This window comes from Mucilaginibacter sp. SMC90, assembly GCF_022811725.1.
Taxonomy (GTDB): Bacteria; Bacteroidota; Bacteroidia; order Sphingobacteriales; family Sphingobacteriaceae; genus Mucilaginibacter.
In genome coordinates this window covers 4,185,211-4,202,468 of sequence record NZ_CP094527.1, presented here as the reverse complement: position 1 = coordinate 4,202,468, position 17,258 = coordinate 4,185,211, and the positions used below count along the sequence as shown (strand labels likewise).

The following is a 17,258-nucleotide window of genomic DNA, read 5'->3' as shown; positions in this document are numbered from 1 at the left end:
ATCCTGGCGTGTTTCAGGGGAAATTTTACTTAAATGAACAAGTTATCCTCCTTATTACTTTTATTTATTTTACTGATCAAGGGCTATGAGGTCACGGCCCAGGTTAAATCCGGCGGAGCAACTTTTACCCAAACCATAAAAGGTACAGTTGTTGAAAAAAGCTCAAAGTTCACCATGCCTGGCGTAACTGTAAAGGTTGTTTCTGTACAACCCGAAAGGGCGGGTATTACCGATGCAAGCGGTATTTTTCATATCACGCAGGTGCCGATCGGCAGGCAGGTAGTCGAAATCAGTTACGCGGGTTATAATAAAGTGGTATTATCCGATGTGCTGGTAACAACTGGTAAAGAAATCGAATTGAATGTGGAGATGGAAACGGCCAATACTCAGCTTAACGAGGTGGTTGTGAGCGCCACATCCAACAAACGCCCTATCAATTCAATGGCAATGGCCAGTGGCAGGTCGTTCTCGCCCGAAGAGACTAACCGCTATGCCGGTGCCCTTTTTGATCCGGCGCGTATGGCGCAGGGTTTTGCGGGTGTAGTAGCAGGCGGCGATAATAACGAGATCATCGTGCGTGGTAATTCTCCCAAAAGTTTGCAGTGGCGTTTAGAGGGTATCGAGATCATCAGTCCTAACCATTTTAATAATGAAGGTTCGGCAGGTGGTGGGGTAAGTATGCTCAATTCAACCGTCATTGGTACATCTGATTTTTATACAGGCGCGCTCGCTGCCGAATATAACAACGCCACAGCGGGTGTTTTTGACCTTCGTTTCAGAAAAGGTAATACAGATAAACGCGAGTATACCTTTACTGCCGGTGTGCTTGGCGTTGGCGCAACAATGGAAGGGCCATTCTCTAAAGGTGGAAATGCCTCTTATTTAGTTAGCTACCGCTATTCTACACTCGGTTTGCTTAAAGCCGTAGGTGTTAGCGTATCTGATTCGGGCATTCCGCAATACCAGGACCTATCTTTTAATCTTGTTTTCCCAACAAGAAGCATGGGCACATTCTCAGTGTTTGGTGTTGGTGGTGCAGGCAATGTAAACACCGATGCTAAACGGGATACTACCAAATGGGACGAAAGGATGGATTCGTACGATCTTCGTTATAATTATAAAGCCGGAAGTGTTGGCCTGAAGAATATCTATATCGCCAATAACAGGCTTAATTTCAGTAACATCATATCTTTCTCAGGTAGTCGTAATGCATCAAAGGTAGATAGCCTTACATCTAAATTTGAGCCGAGTTTATTACAGAAAAATCACTATGATAATACGGCTATTCGCTATGCCGGTATCGTAAACTATCGCTCTGGCGAAAATAATAACATTCGCGCAGGTTTAAACGCCGGTTTCCTCACTTATAATCTATATGATCTGGAATACCAATATGATACGCGGCAACTTAAGGAGCTATTGAACCAGAAAGGCAGCGCAGCAACTTTTGACGGTTTCATTCAAAATAAGCATGATTTTGGCAATAAGCTAAGCTTAAACACCGGCATCCATGTCAACTATTTTGACTTGAGTAAAACCTGGAGTTACGAACCAAGGGCCGGCCTTAACTGGCATGTAACACCCGATCAGGAAATATCTTTAGCGGCTGGTGCTTACAGCAGACTTGAACCACTGTCTTTTTACTTTGCCAAAAGTGCAGAGTCTAACGATGCGGTAAGCACCAAGCTTTCACCAACCAAATCGGCTCAATTGGTGCTTGGGTATGAAAAGCTGTTTTCAGGTCACCTGAAATTTAAAACCGAGGCATATTACCAGCATTTGTATGATGTGCCTGTATCCAGCGATCCTGCAAATAATTTTTCCGTACTTAACGTATCTGACAATACAGCTATCAGCGGTACCGATTATCATTCGTTAGTGAACAAAGGCACCGGCAAAAATTATGGTATTGAGTTTTCGGTAGAGCGATCATTAAACAAAGGATATTATTTTATGATCACATCCTCTGTGTTCAATTCAAAATACAAGGCCCTGAGCGGGCAGGAATTTAATACCACATTTAATACCCAGTATGTAACCAACCTGGTAGCAGGTAAGGAATGGACTACCGGCCCCAATCATAAAAACCTGTTCGGCCTAAACGGAAAGATTATTTATGCAGGCGGCAGGAAGTATACACCCATTTTAGTTGATGAAACCTTTCAACGCGATGAGCAGGTGATTGACCAATCGAAAACCAACACATTAACAGCCGATCCCTATATTCGTGTCGATTTTTCGGCCAGTTACAGGATCAACAGCAAAAAAGTATCGCACTTTTTACTGCTCGATATCCAAAACCTGCTTAACAGGCGCAATAACACAGGTTTATTTTATAACCAGAGCAAGCGGATTATTGAGAAGAATAAATGGATAGGCATATTTCCAACCATTAATTACCGCATTGAGATTTAATTGAATGTTAACCCAAACTGATCATATTTTGGATTTAAATAGCGAACAACTGATCCCGCTGCTGCTCTCGGGCGATGAAGCAACCTTTGAACAGGTGTATAAGCACTTCATCAGGCCGCTGCACGTGTATGCCATCTCTATTTTAAGAGATGAAGATACCGCGAAGGGAATGGTGCAAAACGTTTTCATGCGATTGTGGGAACGTAAAGAGCGGCTGAATTTCAGCGGATCGATAAAGGCTTACCTGTACGGGGCCGTTTATAACGAATGCCTTAATAACCTCAGGCACCAAAAGGTAAAGGTTAACCACCAGCAACATGTACTGTATATGACGAAGGATAAAGTGGATGAAGGCACGGGCATGGAACTGCTCGACCTTAAAGAGAAATTACAGCAGGCATTAAATGACCTGCCCGAAAAGTGCCGTACGGTGTTTCAGCTGAGCAGGTTTGAGGATTTGAAATACCAGGAAATAGCCGATGAATTGGGCATCTCCATAAAAACAGTAGAAAATCAGATGGGCAAGGCCCTGAAAACATTACGGCTCAAATTAGTTGATTACCTGCCGTTGATCATTTGGCTTATTAGCAGGGCTTTTAATATTATTTAAGATGATGGAAGATTTATTAACCAAATACATGCTGAATGAAACCACGCCGGTTGAAAATGAAACCATCAACCGCTGGCTCAGCGAAAGTGAAGATAACCGCAAGTATTTCGATCACTTTAAGCTGATCTGGGATACCAGCCGCGAACTTAAGATAGAAAGCAAGCTCGATCCCGAGGCCTCATGGGCCGAATTTAAGCAGCTGGCTCAAAACAGGACAGAGGTATCAGCCCAAGTTCGGCCTTTAAACGCTGCAAACCGCTGGCTTAAAATTGCGGCTATATGGCTTGCCATATTAGGAAGCGCAGGGATACTATATACAGTGCTTAAACCCGGTAAGCCTAACATGCTTACACTGCAAAGCGGCAACATGGTACGCAAAGTTACTTTGGCCGATGGCTCATTGATCACCATGAATAAAAACTCGGTTTTGAATTACCCCGACAGGTTTACCGGCGATACCAGGGAAATCTCGCTAAAAGGGGAAGCTTTTTTTGATGTGGCCCATGATAAATCAAAACCATTTATGATCCATGTGAACGATGTGGTTGTAAAGGTGGTTGGTACATCGTTTAATATCAAAACCACCGGCCCCAATACTGAGGTTATTGTTGAAACCGGCGTAGTGCAGGTGATTCAGCAGGAGATTGTTGTAAAGCTAAAACCGAAAGAAAAGGCTTCAGTGCAGGCTGGCCGCATGCAAAAAGGCAGCAGCCAGGACGAGTTGTATAACTATTACCGCACTCAAAAATTTGTAGCTAATAAAACGCCGCTATGGCGCCTGGTCGATGTACTTAATGAAGCCTACAAAGTAAATATTGTGATTGATAATAAGAAACTGGCTAACAGGACTATAACAACCACATTTAAAGCAGATTCATTAGATAATATACTCAAAACAGTAGCGGAGACACTTGGCGATGTTAAAGTGATCAAAAAACCTCACCTCATCATAATCAAATAAGTTGATGGAAAAGAAATTAAACATACTATTTTATATAATGCTGGTATTGGCGGGATGCTTGCTTATTACCAATGCGCTTGCACAGGATAACCTTAACCGCGCCGTATCGCTCAACGTTAAACAAAAAAAGATAGCTGAGATCCTTACTATTATTGGCGAAAAGGGGAAGTTTTATTTTTCATACAGTAATGACGTCATCAAAACCGATAGTGTGGTTAGCATGATATCTTCGGGGCAAACTATTAAAAACCTGCTCGATGAACTGTTTCACGGCAAGGTTGATTATAAGGAATCGCCGGGGTATATCATACTCCGGCCTACACCGTATAGGCTAACCCTTGTGCCCGATACGCTGGCAGGCCCCGGCAATGTTTATTACATAAGCGGTTATGTGTATGATGACATCACCGGCAAAAAACTTTACAATGCCAGCGTGTATGAAAAAAACTCGCTGGCATCAACATTGACAGATCAGAACGGATACTTTCAACTCAAAATAAAGGCCAATGGTATGATCACGGTTAATGTAAGTAAAGAGCTTTATCGGGATACGAGTATCAACCTGTTAAATAATGTAAACGTATCCATAAAACCGCGCGAATATTATTACAGTGCCGATGCTGCCAATTCAAAATCAGACAGGAGTTGGCTGGGCAGGATGTTCCTGTCATCGGGCCAAAAAATACAGAACCTTAATTTAGGCGGTTACCTTTCAACGGTTCCGGTACAAGCCTCGCTGATACCAAGTTTAGGAAGCCACGGTATGATGAGCGGACAAATGGTTAATAATTTTTCATTCAATCTTTTGGGCGGCTACAACGGTGGGGTTAACGGCGTTGAACTTGGCGGATTATTTAATATCAACAAACAGGATGTTAAATATCTGCAAGCTGCCGGGTTGTTCAATATTGTTGGCGGTAACGTTAAAGGCGTTCAATTGGCCGCTGTTAACAATAACGTTCAGAAAAGTATGGAAGGCCTGCAGGCAGGTGGCATATTTAATATTGTAAAAGATAGTGTTAAGGGCGTGCAGCTTGCCGGGATCTTTAACCATGTAAACGGTAATACCAGGGGTGCTCAGGTAGCTGGTATCTATAATTACACCCGGAAAAATAGCAAAGGTTTCAGCATTGCCGGCATAGCCAATGTTACGGGCAATGAAGCAAGCGGGATGCAGGTAGCCGGAATTTTCAATAAAGCCCGTGTGATAAAAGGAGCATCGTTTGCATTGGTAAACATTGCAGATACACTTGATGGGTACGGCATAGGCTTATTGAATATTTCGCGCAATGGCTATGCTAAAATTGAGGTTTACAATAATGAGATCACTACAACTAATATTGCCTTTAAATCGGGGAATGCCAAGCTGTATTCCGTTATATCAGGCGGTGTTAATTTTACTGATAAGCATGTTTATTACAGCACGGGGTTTGGGCTGGGACATGATTTTATTTTCAGTAATAACCTATCGCTGTCAGCCGAGGGTTCAACACATTTGTTGTTTGCCAAAGGATGGAAAAACCAAAATCAAATAAATAAGGTAAGCGCTTTGTTGAATTTCAGAGCAAGTTCAAAAATTAGCTTTTTTGCAGGGCCATCATTTAATGTTTATAATAATTATGGCGATCATCCCGGCGACAGCGATATTCAACAGATCATTAAAAATAAGCCCGGTTTGATTGATTGGGGCAACCGCACAAAGGGATGGATCGGCTGGTCGGCGGGTATTACTATATTATAATTGGTTTTATTCAAGACTTACGAAGTTTTTAAAACTTCGTAAGTCTGATTCAGTGACATATACCGAATATATCGGCTACTTCTTATTAGTAGCCCTTGTAGCTTTTACCTGTGCTATGGTAACAGCACTTGCTTTATTGCCAAAGCTGTTACGTACAAAGGTTAATACATCAGCTATTTCCTGATCTTGCATAAAATCATGTGCTGCCATGGTGTTTGAGTAAGTTTCGCCGTTTATCTCCACGTCTTCATCAAAACCATTAAGCACTATTTTGATAAGCTTATTCTTATCGCCTAAAACATAAGTGGTTTTAACCAGGGGTGGGTTCATGTGGGGTACACCCAAACCATCTGCCTGGTGGCAGGCTACACAATATTGGGTAAAAAGTGCTTGTCCCCTGGTTATAGATGCTTTTAAACCGGCGGCAGTTTTCCTGGCCGCCGGTCTTTTATGTTTTATTTGTGCCTGTAGGGCAATGTTTGTAAATAGGATTATGGATAATAACAGAAGGGCTTTTTTTAAGTCCATTGTTATTTTTTATAGGTGATTTTGTAAATGTTTCCCGCCACATCATCGGTAACATAAAGTGAGCCATCAGGGCTTTGCGCTAAACCGCATGGACGGTGGGCTGCGGCACCTGAAGCAGTATTAGCTGTTGAACCTGAAAATCCATCAGCAAAAACTTCCCACTGGCCATCGGGCTTACCATCTTTAAATGGCTGAAATACCACGAAATAACCAGCCTGAGGTTCAGGTGCGCGGTTCCATGAGCCGTGGAAAGCTATAAAGGCACCATTTTTATATTTAGCCGGAAACTGATCACCTGTGTAAAATAACAAACCGTTAGGAGCAAGGTGGCCTGGATAAGCAGCGGCCGGATCGATAGCATCTTTTCCGCCTTCAATTTTGCCATCGCCGCCATATTCCGGCATCAGCATTTTTTTGTGCTGTTCCTGGTCATAATACATATAGGGCCAGCCTGCGTTGTCACCTTTTTTAAGGGCGTACATACATTCTGCCGGTAAAATTGACGATTGTTTGGCCGTAAAATATTGAGGATAAAATTCATAAAGCTGATCGCGGCCATGCTGCATTACAAAAAGCTGGTTGTTTTGCTGGTTCCAGGTGATACCTACAACGTTACGGAGGCCGGTGGCATAGCGTACGCCATCGCCATAATGCTGGTTGAGCTTATCGGCTTTAAACTGCCAGATACCACCTGCGGAATCGAGGATAGGGCAGCCTTTTTGACCAGGAGAGCCTTTTTTACGGTCTTCAACCTGGCAGGCATTGGAGTATGCACCTATATTAACGTAGAGGTTGCCATCGTTATCAAGTGTTATTGCTTTTGCTTCGTGCTCATGACGACTGATCAAACCTGTTACAATTTTTTCGGGCTGATCAGGATTGATCACCTCGCTTTTGTCATTTAGTTTATAACGGAAAACCTCTTCATCAGATGAAGCATACAGGTAACCATTTTTGATGGACATCCCCGTACCGCTATAAGCGCCAAAACTGTTTTTAACTGAAGCTTTACCGCCTTCTTCATGCAGCATTAATATGCCCTTGCTGTTTTTAACGTTGGTAAGCTTTACATAAATATCGCCTTGCGGAGTGATGGCAATGTGGCGGGTTCCTCCAAGTTTTTCGGCAATAATACTGGCGCTAAAACCCTCTGGTGTTTTTAGGCCCGCGTTTTCTGTTGTCGAAGCAGGGGTAGAGGTGCTGTCGGCAGTTTTCTTTGAATCGTTGTTACTTTTACAGGCGGTAAAAAACATAAAGCCTCCTATAGCTACTGCAGGCAGTATGGAGTGTAATAATTTGCGGTTTTTCATGGTAAAGATTAATGGTTTTCAAATTAAGTAAATATACCGATAATCTTAAAATTCATATTGTAGTATTAAAGTGACACTGCTGTTTTTTATGTGAGTACCATCAGTAAATAAAATTTGGCCGCAATAGATTGTTGTGATGGTGGTTTGAAATAAAATTTGGTTAAATAAAATTTGGTAGAATATTGTATTGATTAACTAATGTTATAACATATAATGCTGTGTTTGGTTAAACCATTGCTGATAGATGTCGTCCTAACTATATAAAATTTACAATCATGAAAAAGTTAGCCATATTATCAGTAATAGCAGCCGGAAGCTTATTTATCAGCAAAGCCAACGCCCAGGTATCTATACAATTTGGTATCAATATCCCTGCTCACCGGGTTTATGTACCTGCCCCGCCGCCGCCGGTGGTTGAAGAACAGCCTGTTTATGACGATAACGTAAATGTTAGCGACGACGATGATTACTACTATTTACCCGAAGTTGAAGCTTACTATAATGTAGGAGCGGGATGCTACTATTACAATGATGGCAGCCGCTGGGTAAGCTGTGCTTATCTACCCGGTGCTTACCGGGACTATAACTGGCGTACCGCTGTACGTTATGAAGTGAGGGCTCCTCGTCCGTTTATGCACCATGATTTCTATAGGCAAAGATGGGGCGGTTACATGGGCGACCGCGGTAACTGGGGGCACCGTTTTGACAGAAGACCTGCAAATGGTTATGCTTATCGTCCTGGCTGGGGTGGTGATCGTGGTAGCTGGGGCAGAAGGCTTAATCCATATGATAACCGCGGTAATTGGGGTAATGGCAGAGATAATCGCGGCTGGGGCAACGGTAATCGTGATAACCGCGGCAACTGGAGTAATGGTAGCCAACCCAATAACGGTAACCATGATAACCATGGTGGCTGGGGTAATGGCCAGCAGCCTAACAACGGGAATCATGATAATAACGGTGGCCGCGACAATCATGGCAACTGGGGCGGCCGACCATCAAATGGCGGCGGTCATGACAGGGGCAATGGTGGTGAACGTTTTACTCAAAATGGAAACTCAGGTCGCGGCATGCGCAGATTTTAATATTCTAACTCCCTATATATTAACTGAAAGGTCGCCTGTTATGGGCGATCTTTTTTTGTTAGCAGAGTTATCTTTCGCGAGCTTGTTCTGCAATCAATAAATTAATAAGCAATATATACCATTTATTATCTACTAAACCTGTTTAGCATTACCATTTATATTATATATTTGGTTTTAAATACTATACCCTTGAAGAAAAAATTATCTATAGTTGACATTGCTAACAGCCTGAATATATCCAAAACTACCGTATCATTTATCCTTAACGGCCGTGCACAGGAAAAACGGATTAGTGATGAATTGGTAAAGCGCGTGTTGAAATATGTAAAAGAAGTTGGTTACAAACCTAACTCGTTGGCTAAAAGTTTACGGACAGGGAAATCAAATATTATAGGCTTACTGGTACAGGATATCTCCAATCATTTTTTTGCTACCATAGCCCGCCGTATCGAAGATTTAGCTTATCAAAGCGGCTACAAGATCATTTATAGCAGTACTGATAATGATACCCAAAAAACCCAGGAACTGATAGCCATGTTTCGCGACAGGCATGTTGACGGCTATATTATTACCCCTCCCGATAATATTGAGGAAGATATCGGCGACCTTATTAGCGATGGTTTTCCTGTAGTGCTATTTGACCGCTACCTGCCGAAAGTAGCTACAGATTATGTAGTGGTTGATAATTTATTCAGCACCTTTAACGCAACACAATACCTTATAGATAAGGGACATAAAAATATTGCTTTTATTACCTACAGCTCTATTCAAACCCAAATGATTGAAAGGCTTGAGGGTTATGAAAAAGCCATGCGCCAAAGCAAACTCAAATCCAATATCACCGAGGTTGATTTTCATACAAGCGATCAGGCTCTCCTGAAATTAATGACTGATTTCCTGGAAAGCAATAAGGATGTGGACGCTATCCTGTTTGCCAATAACCATTTGGGTAAATGTGGTTTGAAGGCTATTCGCAAAGCAGGCAAAAGCGTACCGGGAGATATTGCTTTAATAGCGTTTGATGATTATGAGCTTTTTGAGTTGTATACCCCGGCAGTTACCGCTATAGCCCAGCCAATTGATGAAATTGCGGATAATGTGATCAAGTTGCTGATGGAAAGGCTTAATGCTTCAACTCCAGAAGAAAAAAACCAACATATTACACTGGCTACCGAATTAATTATCAGGGATTCATCAAACTAAAATAACTATTTTGCATCACCCATAAACCCAAATTCGCGTGATGAAAAGAGCCTTTATTTTTTTATTATTCATAGCATTTGTTGCCAATGCTTTTGCACAAGGCACCGTTTTAAAAACTGCCGATCCAGTTTCGGCAAAGTTTTCGCAGGAAAGGTTAAAACGGATAGATGCAATGATCGAACAAAATATCGATTCCGGGTATGTAAAGGGTGTGGTTGGTTTCATAGCCCGCGATGGTAAAATAGTTTATAACAAGTCATTTGGCCTGGCCGATGATGAACAAAAGCGACAGATGAGCACTGATGCGATCTTTCGCATAGCATCGCAAACCAAAGCTATTACCAGTGTTGCCGTGATGATGCTTTTTGAAGAAGGGAAGTTTTTACTGGATGACCCGATCTCCAAATATCTGCCCACGTTTGCACATCCTACGGTAGTTGACCAGTTTAACGATAAGGATAGCACGTATACCACCGTCCCAGCAAAACGGGAAATAACAATTCGTGATCTTTTAACCCATACTTCGGGGATTGAATATGCACAGATCGGTTCGCCGAAAATGAAGGCAATCTACGCTAAGGCGGGCATTCCGGCAGGCTTTGTTGCCGATAAGATCTTATTGGCTGATGCTATAAACAAACTTGGCAAACTACCCTTGTTACACCAGCCCGGTGAGCGCTGGACATATGGGATGAATATTGATGTGCTGGGTTATCTTGTAGAAAAGGTATCAGGCAAAAGTCTCGATCAATTTTTCAGAGAGCGGATCTTTACTCCGCTGGGTATGAATGATACTTATTTTTATATCCCGGCTGCAAAGCAAAACCGCCTGGTTGCTGCTTATACTTTTGATAAAAACGGGCATATCACCAATTGGAGCAAATCAACTTTTCCATCATTTGATGTGAATTATCCAAAGGCTAATGGTACTTATTATGCAGGGGGAGCAGGTTTAAGTTCAACCATAAAAGATTACGCAACTTTTTTGCAAATGATGCTTAACGGCGGTATCTATAATGGACAACGCTTATTAGCCCGGCATACTGTCGACCTGATGACTACTAATCAAATAGGCGACCTTTACATAAATGCTGATAAGGATAAATTTGGTTTGGGCTTTGGTTTAACCTCGCAAAACAGTTCGGCCAAGCTTGGTATCAGCGAGGGTTCGTTTGCCTGGGGAGGCTTTTACGGAACGCTTTACTGGGTTGATCCTAAAGAGCACCTGGTTTGCCTGTTGTTTGTACAAAACTGGCCTTTTCCACACAATCAGATCCAGGATAAATTCAGGGCCATGGTATATCAGGCCCTGAACGATTGATCCGCCGGTTTGGCAAATTCCCAGTTGTATTTTTATTATTGCGCTGTATGTATTTTTATTTTCGCAGATGTTAAAAAATACGTATAAATACTTATTATAATTGGGTAAAAATACGTATTGCGTTTATGATTGATTGAAGGTATTTTAGTTTAATAAACGGTTGATTTTAGCGCTTTAATTCATGTCGCTTTAGGCCGGGTTTTCGACACCTTTTTTTATTAACCTTAAACCTTAGTTATTATGGACAACGCATCTGTGCCGTCAAACGCAAACGAACCCGGAGCAACATCAAATGAACCTGTTGTTGCCAATGAAATTTCAACTGGCGGAAAAATTACTGCCGGTGTTTTACTTATTGTATTTATAATAGCAGCGGTAACAACCGTTATCGCGTTCTGGCCCGATAGGTTGCCAGTGGCAGGGAAACCCGCACGGTACCTGTATAAGGCATTTAACATTACCTTGTTGGATAGTTGCCAAAGTAAATCTTCATCGTACGAAGAATTAATAAAAAAAACTGCCGATAAAGTAGTTTTTAAAAAAGATACAACAAATAAAGACTCAGATAAAGTCAAAGTTGCAACCTTAAAATTGTTTCTTCAAAAAGCCGACTCCCTGAAAAAACAAAAATGCGAAAAAGCAAAAATCGATATTAATGATACTATCGAATTTAATACCATTATATTGATATTAGTAGCGGCGGCAGGCTTTTTAGGCAACATGATCCACATCACCACTTCATTCACCACCTTTATTGGTTCGGGGCAATTTAAAAGTAGTTGGGTTTTATGGTACTTTGTTAAGCCATTTACGGCTGCCGCGCTCGCAATGATAATGTATTTTGCATTCAGAGCCGGCTTTCTTAATTCTTCCGACCCCGGCAGTAACTTAAATATTTACGGCGTGATGTCCATCTCGGCTTTTGTTGGCTTATTTACAGATGTTGCTACCGAGAAGCTTAAAGAAGTTTTCGGGACTTTATTTAGCGCCAAGGATAACAGGCCTGACAAGATCAAACCAGATGTAAAAGTATCTGTGACCTCTGTTAAACCCGAAAAAATCAACGTTACAAATCCCAATAACTTCATAATAACCGGCGAAAATCTTGATAAAACGAAATTGATCATCAGCATAAACAAGCAGGTGCTGGCAGCCGGCGATATTGTAATTGCTGATAAAATAATCCACTTTACGTTCACCGTTCCTGCTGATCAGGCTGCGCTTACAGTCTTTACACTGCTTATTGCAGATGACACCGGAAAAGAGATATTTAAGAAAGATATCGGGGTTTAATTGAAGAACGACCTTGGTCATTTAGGAGCTGGCTCTATAGCATTGATAATGAACAATTCCCACATCAGGCGGGAATTGTTCATTATTTATCGTTGTGTAGCTATTGTGCGAAAGAGTGGTGTTTTAAGGAATTAGTAGGTGATCTAAAGCTTCTTCAAACGCGCTTAATTCTTTAAGCCAATCCATATTAAAGTTTAACGCAGCTGCAGACTTATAAAACAGCTGTTTGTAATAACCGATGCCTTCCTGTAGTTGGGCTTTAAACTTATCCAGCTGTTTCTTTTTCTTATCCGTAAGGTTTATTAAATGCGATTTGATGTCGGTTTGTAAGTATTCAATGTAAAGGTCAAGTTCTTTGATGAACATATGAGGCCGCTTTACTTTCTCCAGCAGGTCAAGCTTGCCATAAATATGCTTTACCATTTCATCCAGCGTATATAGCCTGTTAAAGTAGGCCAGGTTAGGGCCGGGGCATACGGCTACGGCAGGAGTTTCCTTTGGTTTAAGGATCTCGTATTTGATATAGGCCGATGTACATAAGCCCTCACAAAGGCAAATTTTTTCGGTTACCGCATCAACCTGCTGTTGCAATTCATCCTGTGGCAGGTTAAGCGATTGTAGTTGTTTGATCTTTAAGTTTTGATATTCCCTTGATGCAGTGCAGATAGGCTGTTCCGTAAATTCAGTATTGGTAACTAAATATTTCTTGGTGCATGGGCTGCCGGGCCGGTTCATTTGCAGGCGTTTTAATCGTAGCTGTTCCATGCTGTTAGGCCTGAAATTATTAAACAAGATCCCCAATGGCGAAGCACCGCTTACATAAAAATCTTCGGTTGTGGCATCTGCAAGCTGCATCAGCGTCTGCTCGTCAACATTAGTAGTCTCCGGAACTAATAAGAACGGGCTTCCCCAGCCGGTGGCATCAAGCTGGTAATGTTCCATCAAAAAGTTATTTTCTTCGGCTGTGCCGATGCCGCCTTGTACGGTTAAACGTTGTTTAGGCACAGTAGTACAGGCAATATTTTTAGTTGCTAAAGCAGTCGTGTATAATTGAAAAAGCTCAGTAGTCATTTCGGCCCGTTTTTCCTTAAACTCTTCCAGTATTGGCCCAAGTAAAAAGCCTTCGGTGGCAAAGGCATGCCCGCCACAGTTTAATCCTGATTCAACCCTGAATTCTGACACCCACAATCCTTTTTTTGCCAGGAATTTAGCCTGTATAAATGCCGAGCGAAAATCGCTTACCTTAAGGGTGATCTGCTTGCTAAAATGACCATCGCTATCTGCTAAAAACTCATTAAAAGTTTCCAGGTAGCTATATAACCTCGGGTTCATCCCTGCCGATAGTATGATTGATGAATGCAACGAACTGTTAACAAAGCCACGCAGGGCAGCGAGCGCATCGGTATTTTCATCACCAAGATAGTTCCCACCGGCATCAAAATTCATCTTATCTACCTTCGACATAATGTTTACGTCGATAACACCGATGCTCATCTTTTTACGCAGGATATTTTGAAAGATCTGCTTGCGCTCGTTGTCGGGATAATCCAGCATCAGTTCATAACCTTGTTTAAGCTGCGATGAATCGGGCAAAAGTTCAAAGTACCGGGTGATGTCGGTATCGGGTTCAAATGGTTCATTTCTTAGTTGATCGAATTGCCGGCTTACCAACTCATTAACCAGGTTAAGGTATGTGGTGATCCGTTTTGCACGGGCATCGGGAGCTGATTTAGCTATCGGCGCAAATGGTTCATTGTTGCTTAATGTATGATACTCCCGCATTCTTTCTATCAGTTCGTCATCTACTATCGAAATAACCGACGAGATGCCGTAACGCGCAACTTTTAATGGGGTATCAACAGAATATCCTAATCCTAATACCGGGATATGAAATGTATGGCTCATGCAGATTTTTTGTTTTGATGGAACCTGTAGTTCCGGTTGTCAAAACTATACAAGGTGCAAGCTTCAAAAACTGACGGATATCACATTTTCGGCAATTGCTCATCATTATTTATCCGGCATTTATAGGGCAGTTTTGAAGCTGAAAGCATACACAGCATGACCGGAAGCCCAACCATTGAAAAAATAAGCTGTTACCATTGCGGTGACGATTGTTTAACCGAAACCTATATACTGGATGATAAGCATTTTTGCTGCCACGGCTGTAAAAGTGTTTATCAGCTGCTGTCAGAAAGCCAGCTTTGCAACTATTACACTTATAATGACCATCCCGGCGCTACCCGTGCCCGGATCGACAGGCGTTTCAACTACCTGTCCGAACCCTCTATAGTAAGCCAGCTTATCGACTATACCGATCAGCAGGTTACCATGGTTACTTTTTATATTCCGCATATCCATTGCAGCTCATGCCTGTGGCTGCTGGAAAAGCTCAATAAAATTAACCCTGCTATACATTATTGCCGGGTTGATTTTTTAAAAAAGCAGCTTAATATCCGTTTTGATCATCGCCGGTTAAACCTGCAGCAACTGGTGGAGTTGTTGTATGATATAGGTTATGAGCCGCTGATCAGCTTGCAGGATGTTATCAAGGAGCAAAACGCAACTACTAAAGACCACCTCGTCCAGAAAATAGCCGTGGCCGGCTTTTGCTTTGGCAATGTAATGCTGCTGAGCTTTCCTGAATATTTTGGGATATCGGCGTATGAGCAATCATTCAGGCATTTTTTTGGCTGGTTAAATGTGTTGTTCAGTTTGCCGGTGGTTTTTTACAGTGGCCGGGAATACTTTGTTTCGGCATGGCAAAACCTGTGCCGTAAATCACTGAACATTGATTTTCCGTTGGCTTTGGGGATCGCTGTACTTTTTGTACGTACTGTGTTTGAGGTGATCACCCATATAGGGGCAGGCTTTGCCGATACACTTTGCGGGTTGGTGTTCTTTTTGCTGGTTGGTAAGTTTGTACAAAAGAAAACCTATCATCATATTTCATTCGAGCGCGATTACCGTTCGTTTTTTCCGGTAGCGGTAAATACCATTGTTGATGAAAAGGAAAAACCCGTTCCGCTTTCGGATCTGCATACCGGGCACCGCATCCTGATCCGTAATAACGAGATCATCCCGGCCGACGCCATCTTATTGAAAGGGCACGCGCTTGTAGACTTTAGTTTTGTGACCGGCGAAGCTGTACCAATAAACAAAACCTGGGGCGAGATTATTTATGCCGGTGGCCGCCAAACCGGCGAGGCCATTGAACTGGAGGTGGTAAAACCAGTATCGCAAAGTTACCTCACCCAACTCTGGAACAATGAGGCCTTTAACCGCAAGCAGGACAACAGGATGCAAACCTTCAACCAAAAGGTAAGCAAGTATTTTACCATTGTTTTGTTAGTAATAGCTATTGTTTCTTTACTTTTTTGGCTGCCGACTAATGTAAACAGGGGCATAGCCGCATTCACTGCGGTACTTATAGTTGCTTGTCCTTGTGCGCTGGCCTTGAGTACACCATTCACCATGTCGGCAGCGCTAAGCATTTTCGACCGGAATCTTTTCTACCTGAAAAATACCGCCGTTGTTGAACAAATGGCTGCTATTGATACCATTGTGATGGATAAAACGGGTACCATTACTACCAGCGATAATGATCATGTGCAGCTGAATGCCCAATTAAGCGATATAGACAGGGAACTGGTTTACAATGTTTGTATGCATTCTAATCACCCGCTAAGCAGGATGATCTGCAGGTATCTTGGCAGCCACAAACGTTTGCCGGTAACGGGCCTTACTGAAGCAGCAGGCCGCGGGATCACGGCTTCGGTGAACGGTTACCAGGTACGTACCGGGAGCGAACAACATGTTTCAGGGTATAGCAGGGAAATTTCGGCGGGTACCAAAGTTCATGTTTCTGTAGATGGTAATTACCGGGGATATTTTGCCTTTGCCCATCAATACCGCGATGGATTGAAAAATATAAGCAGTCTTGAACAGTATTATAAATTATACCTTTTATCAGGCGACCAGGATCACGAACGCTTTGAACTGATCCGTTTTTTTAAGACAACAGATAGCCTGTTTTTTAACCAGTCGCCCCAGGATAAGCTTGATTTTATTGACAAGCTGCAGCGGAGTGGTGCTAAGGTAATGATGATAGGCGACGGGCTGAATGACGCAGGAGCACTTAAACAAAGTGACCTGGGCATAGCCGTAACAGATAACGTAAACAACTTTTCGCCAGGCAGCGATGCCATTATGGATGGCCGGTCGTTTGGCAGGCTACCAGCATTTTTACAGTTTTCGAAAGATACGGTACGGATCATTCATGCGTCTTTCCTGATCTCCCTAACTTATAATTTTATTGGTTTAAGCTATGCCGTCACCGGCAAGCTCTCGCCTTTGTTTGCAGCGATACTGATGCCGGTGAGTACGGTAACCATTATTTCGTTCACCAGCCTGGCCACACATTTCGCAGCTAAAAAAAGGAAGCTATCATGAGCGTCATTTATTTTCTGATAGGGTGCAGCGTGGTGCTCGCACTCATTTTCCTGATTGCATTTTTCTGGGCTCAACGGACCGGGCAAAATGAAGATTTGTATACGCCGTCTGTTCGCATCCTGTTGGATGAAGAGTCGATGGAACAGGATGATAATTAGTCGGTAGGCAGGGGGGCTGAAGAGTTTACTCACCCGGTCTACGCTTCGCTGGACCACCCTCTCTCCGGCTTTGCCGCAAAGAGGGTAGGGAAAGAAAAATAAAATAGAATCCCCTCTCTGCTTCGCAAAGAGGGGGGCGAGCGCAGCGATGCCGGGGTGAGTCAACTCTCCCGAAAAGTGA

General features: G+C 42.6%; 13 protein-coding genes. 10 read left to right on the top strand and 3 right to left on the bottom strand.

Annotated elements, in window-relative coordinates; translation table 11 throughout:
• Nucleotides 1–33: 33 nt before the first annotated feature.
• Genes MTO98_RS17975 through MTO98_RS17960 form a run of 4 tightly spaced genes read left to right on the top strand, consistent with a single transcriptional unit; the run spans nt 34 to nt 5,727 of the window.
• A complete protein-coding gene (locus MTO98_RS17975; protein ID WP_243480270.1) occupies nt 34–2,415 on the top strand; it encodes a TonB-dependent receptor in 2,382 nt (793 codons plus the stop codon).
• A 4-nt stretch (nt 2,416–2,419) separates the two neighbouring features.
• A complete protein-coding gene (locus tag MTO98_RS17970) occupies nt 2,420–3,025 on the top strand; it encodes an RNA polymerase sigma-70 factor (RefSeq protein ID WP_243480269.1) in 606 nt (201 codons plus the stop codon).
• Nucleotide 3,026: 1 nt separating this feature from the next.
• A complete protein-coding gene (locus MTO98_RS17965) occupies nt 3,027–3,986 on the top strand; it encodes a FecR family protein (protein ID WP_243480268.1) in 960 nt (319 codons plus the stop codon).
• Between the two features lie 4 nt (nt 3,987–3,990).
• Complete coding sequence (locus MTO98_RS17960) at nt 3,991–5,727, top strand: carboxypeptidase-like regulatory domain-containing protein (protein WP_243480267.1); 1,737 nt, start codon at nt 3,991–3,993, stop codon at nt 5,725–5,727.
• Nucleotides 5,728–5,802: 75 nt separating this feature from the next.
• On the opposite strand, the gene MTO98_RS17955 is transcribed toward MTO98_RS17960, so the two are convergent.
• Entirely contained in the window at nt 5,803–6,255 is a 453-nt protein-coding gene (locus MTO98_RS17955; RefSeq protein ID WP_243480266.1) for a cytochrome c, read from the bottom strand.
• A gap of 2 nt (nt 6,256–6,257) precedes the next feature.
• Nucleotides 6,258–7,565, bottom strand: a complete 1,308-nt coding sequence (locus MTO98_RS17950) for a sorbosone dehydrogenase family protein (protein ID WP_243480265.1) — start codon at nt 7,563–7,565, stop codon at nt 6,258–6,260.
• A gap of 275 nt (nt 7,566–7,840) precedes the next feature.
• Here MTO98_RS17950 and MTO98_RS17945 point away from each other — a divergent pair, with 275 nt between their 5' ends.
• From MTO98_RS17945 to MTO98_RS17930, 4 genes are all read left to right on the top strand, one after another.
• On the top strand, nt 7,841–8,650 hold the full coding sequence (locus MTO98_RS17945) for a hypothetical protein (RefSeq protein ID WP_243480264.1): 810 nt from the start codon (nt 7,841–7,843) through the stop codon (nt 8,648–8,650).
• A gap of 189 nt (nt 8,651–8,839) precedes the next feature.
• The gene (locus tag MTO98_RS17940) at nt 8,840–9,853 is read left to right on the top strand and encodes a LacI family DNA-binding transcriptional regulator (protein WP_243480263.1); all 1,014 of its coding nucleotides are present in this window, start codon (nt 8,840–8,842) and stop codon (nt 9,851–9,853) included.
• A gap of 40 nt (nt 9,854–9,893) precedes the next feature.
• On the top strand, nt 9,894–11,174 hold the full coding sequence (locus MTO98_RS17935) for a serine hydrolase (RefSeq protein WP_243480262.1): 1,281 nt from the start codon (nt 9,894–9,896) through the stop codon (nt 11,172–11,174).
• Between the two features lie 240 nt (nt 11,175–11,414).
• Nucleotides 11,415–12,467 (top strand): hypothetical protein, encoded by a 1,053-nt coding sequence (locus MTO98_RS17930; protein WP_243480261.1) that lies wholly within the window; start codon nt 11,415–11,417, stop codon nt 12,465–12,467.
• A gap of 123 nt (nt 12,468–12,590) precedes the next feature.
• Here MTO98_RS17930 and MTO98_RS17925 read toward each other — a convergent pair whose 3' ends face one another.
• On the bottom strand, nt 12,591–14,372 hold the full coding sequence (locus tag MTO98_RS17925) for a hypothetical protein (protein ID WP_243480260.1): 1,782 nt from the start codon (nt 14,370–14,372) through the stop codon (nt 12,591–12,593).
• Between the two features lie 156 nt (nt 14,373–14,528).
• Between MTO98_RS17925 and MTO98_RS17920 the strand changes: the two genes are divergently transcribed.
• Both MTO98_RS17920 and ccoS read left to right on the top strand, forming a co-directional pair.
• On the top strand, nt 14,529–16,919 hold the full coding sequence (locus tag MTO98_RS17920) for a heavy metal translocating P-type ATPase metal-binding domain-containing protein (RefSeq protein WP_243480259.1): 2,391 nt from the start codon (nt 14,529–14,531) through the stop codon (nt 16,917–16,919).
• Nucleotides 16,916–17,077: a cbb3-type cytochrome oxidase assembly protein CcoS gene (ccoS, locus tag MTO98_RS17915; protein WP_243480258.1), complete on the top strand. Its 162-nt coding sequence runs from the start codon at nt 16,916–16,918 to the stop codon at nt 17,075–17,077. The genes MTO98_RS17920 and ccoS overlap by 4 nt, the downstream gene beginning before the upstream one ends.
• Nucleotides 17,078–17,258: the final 181 nt, after the last annotated feature.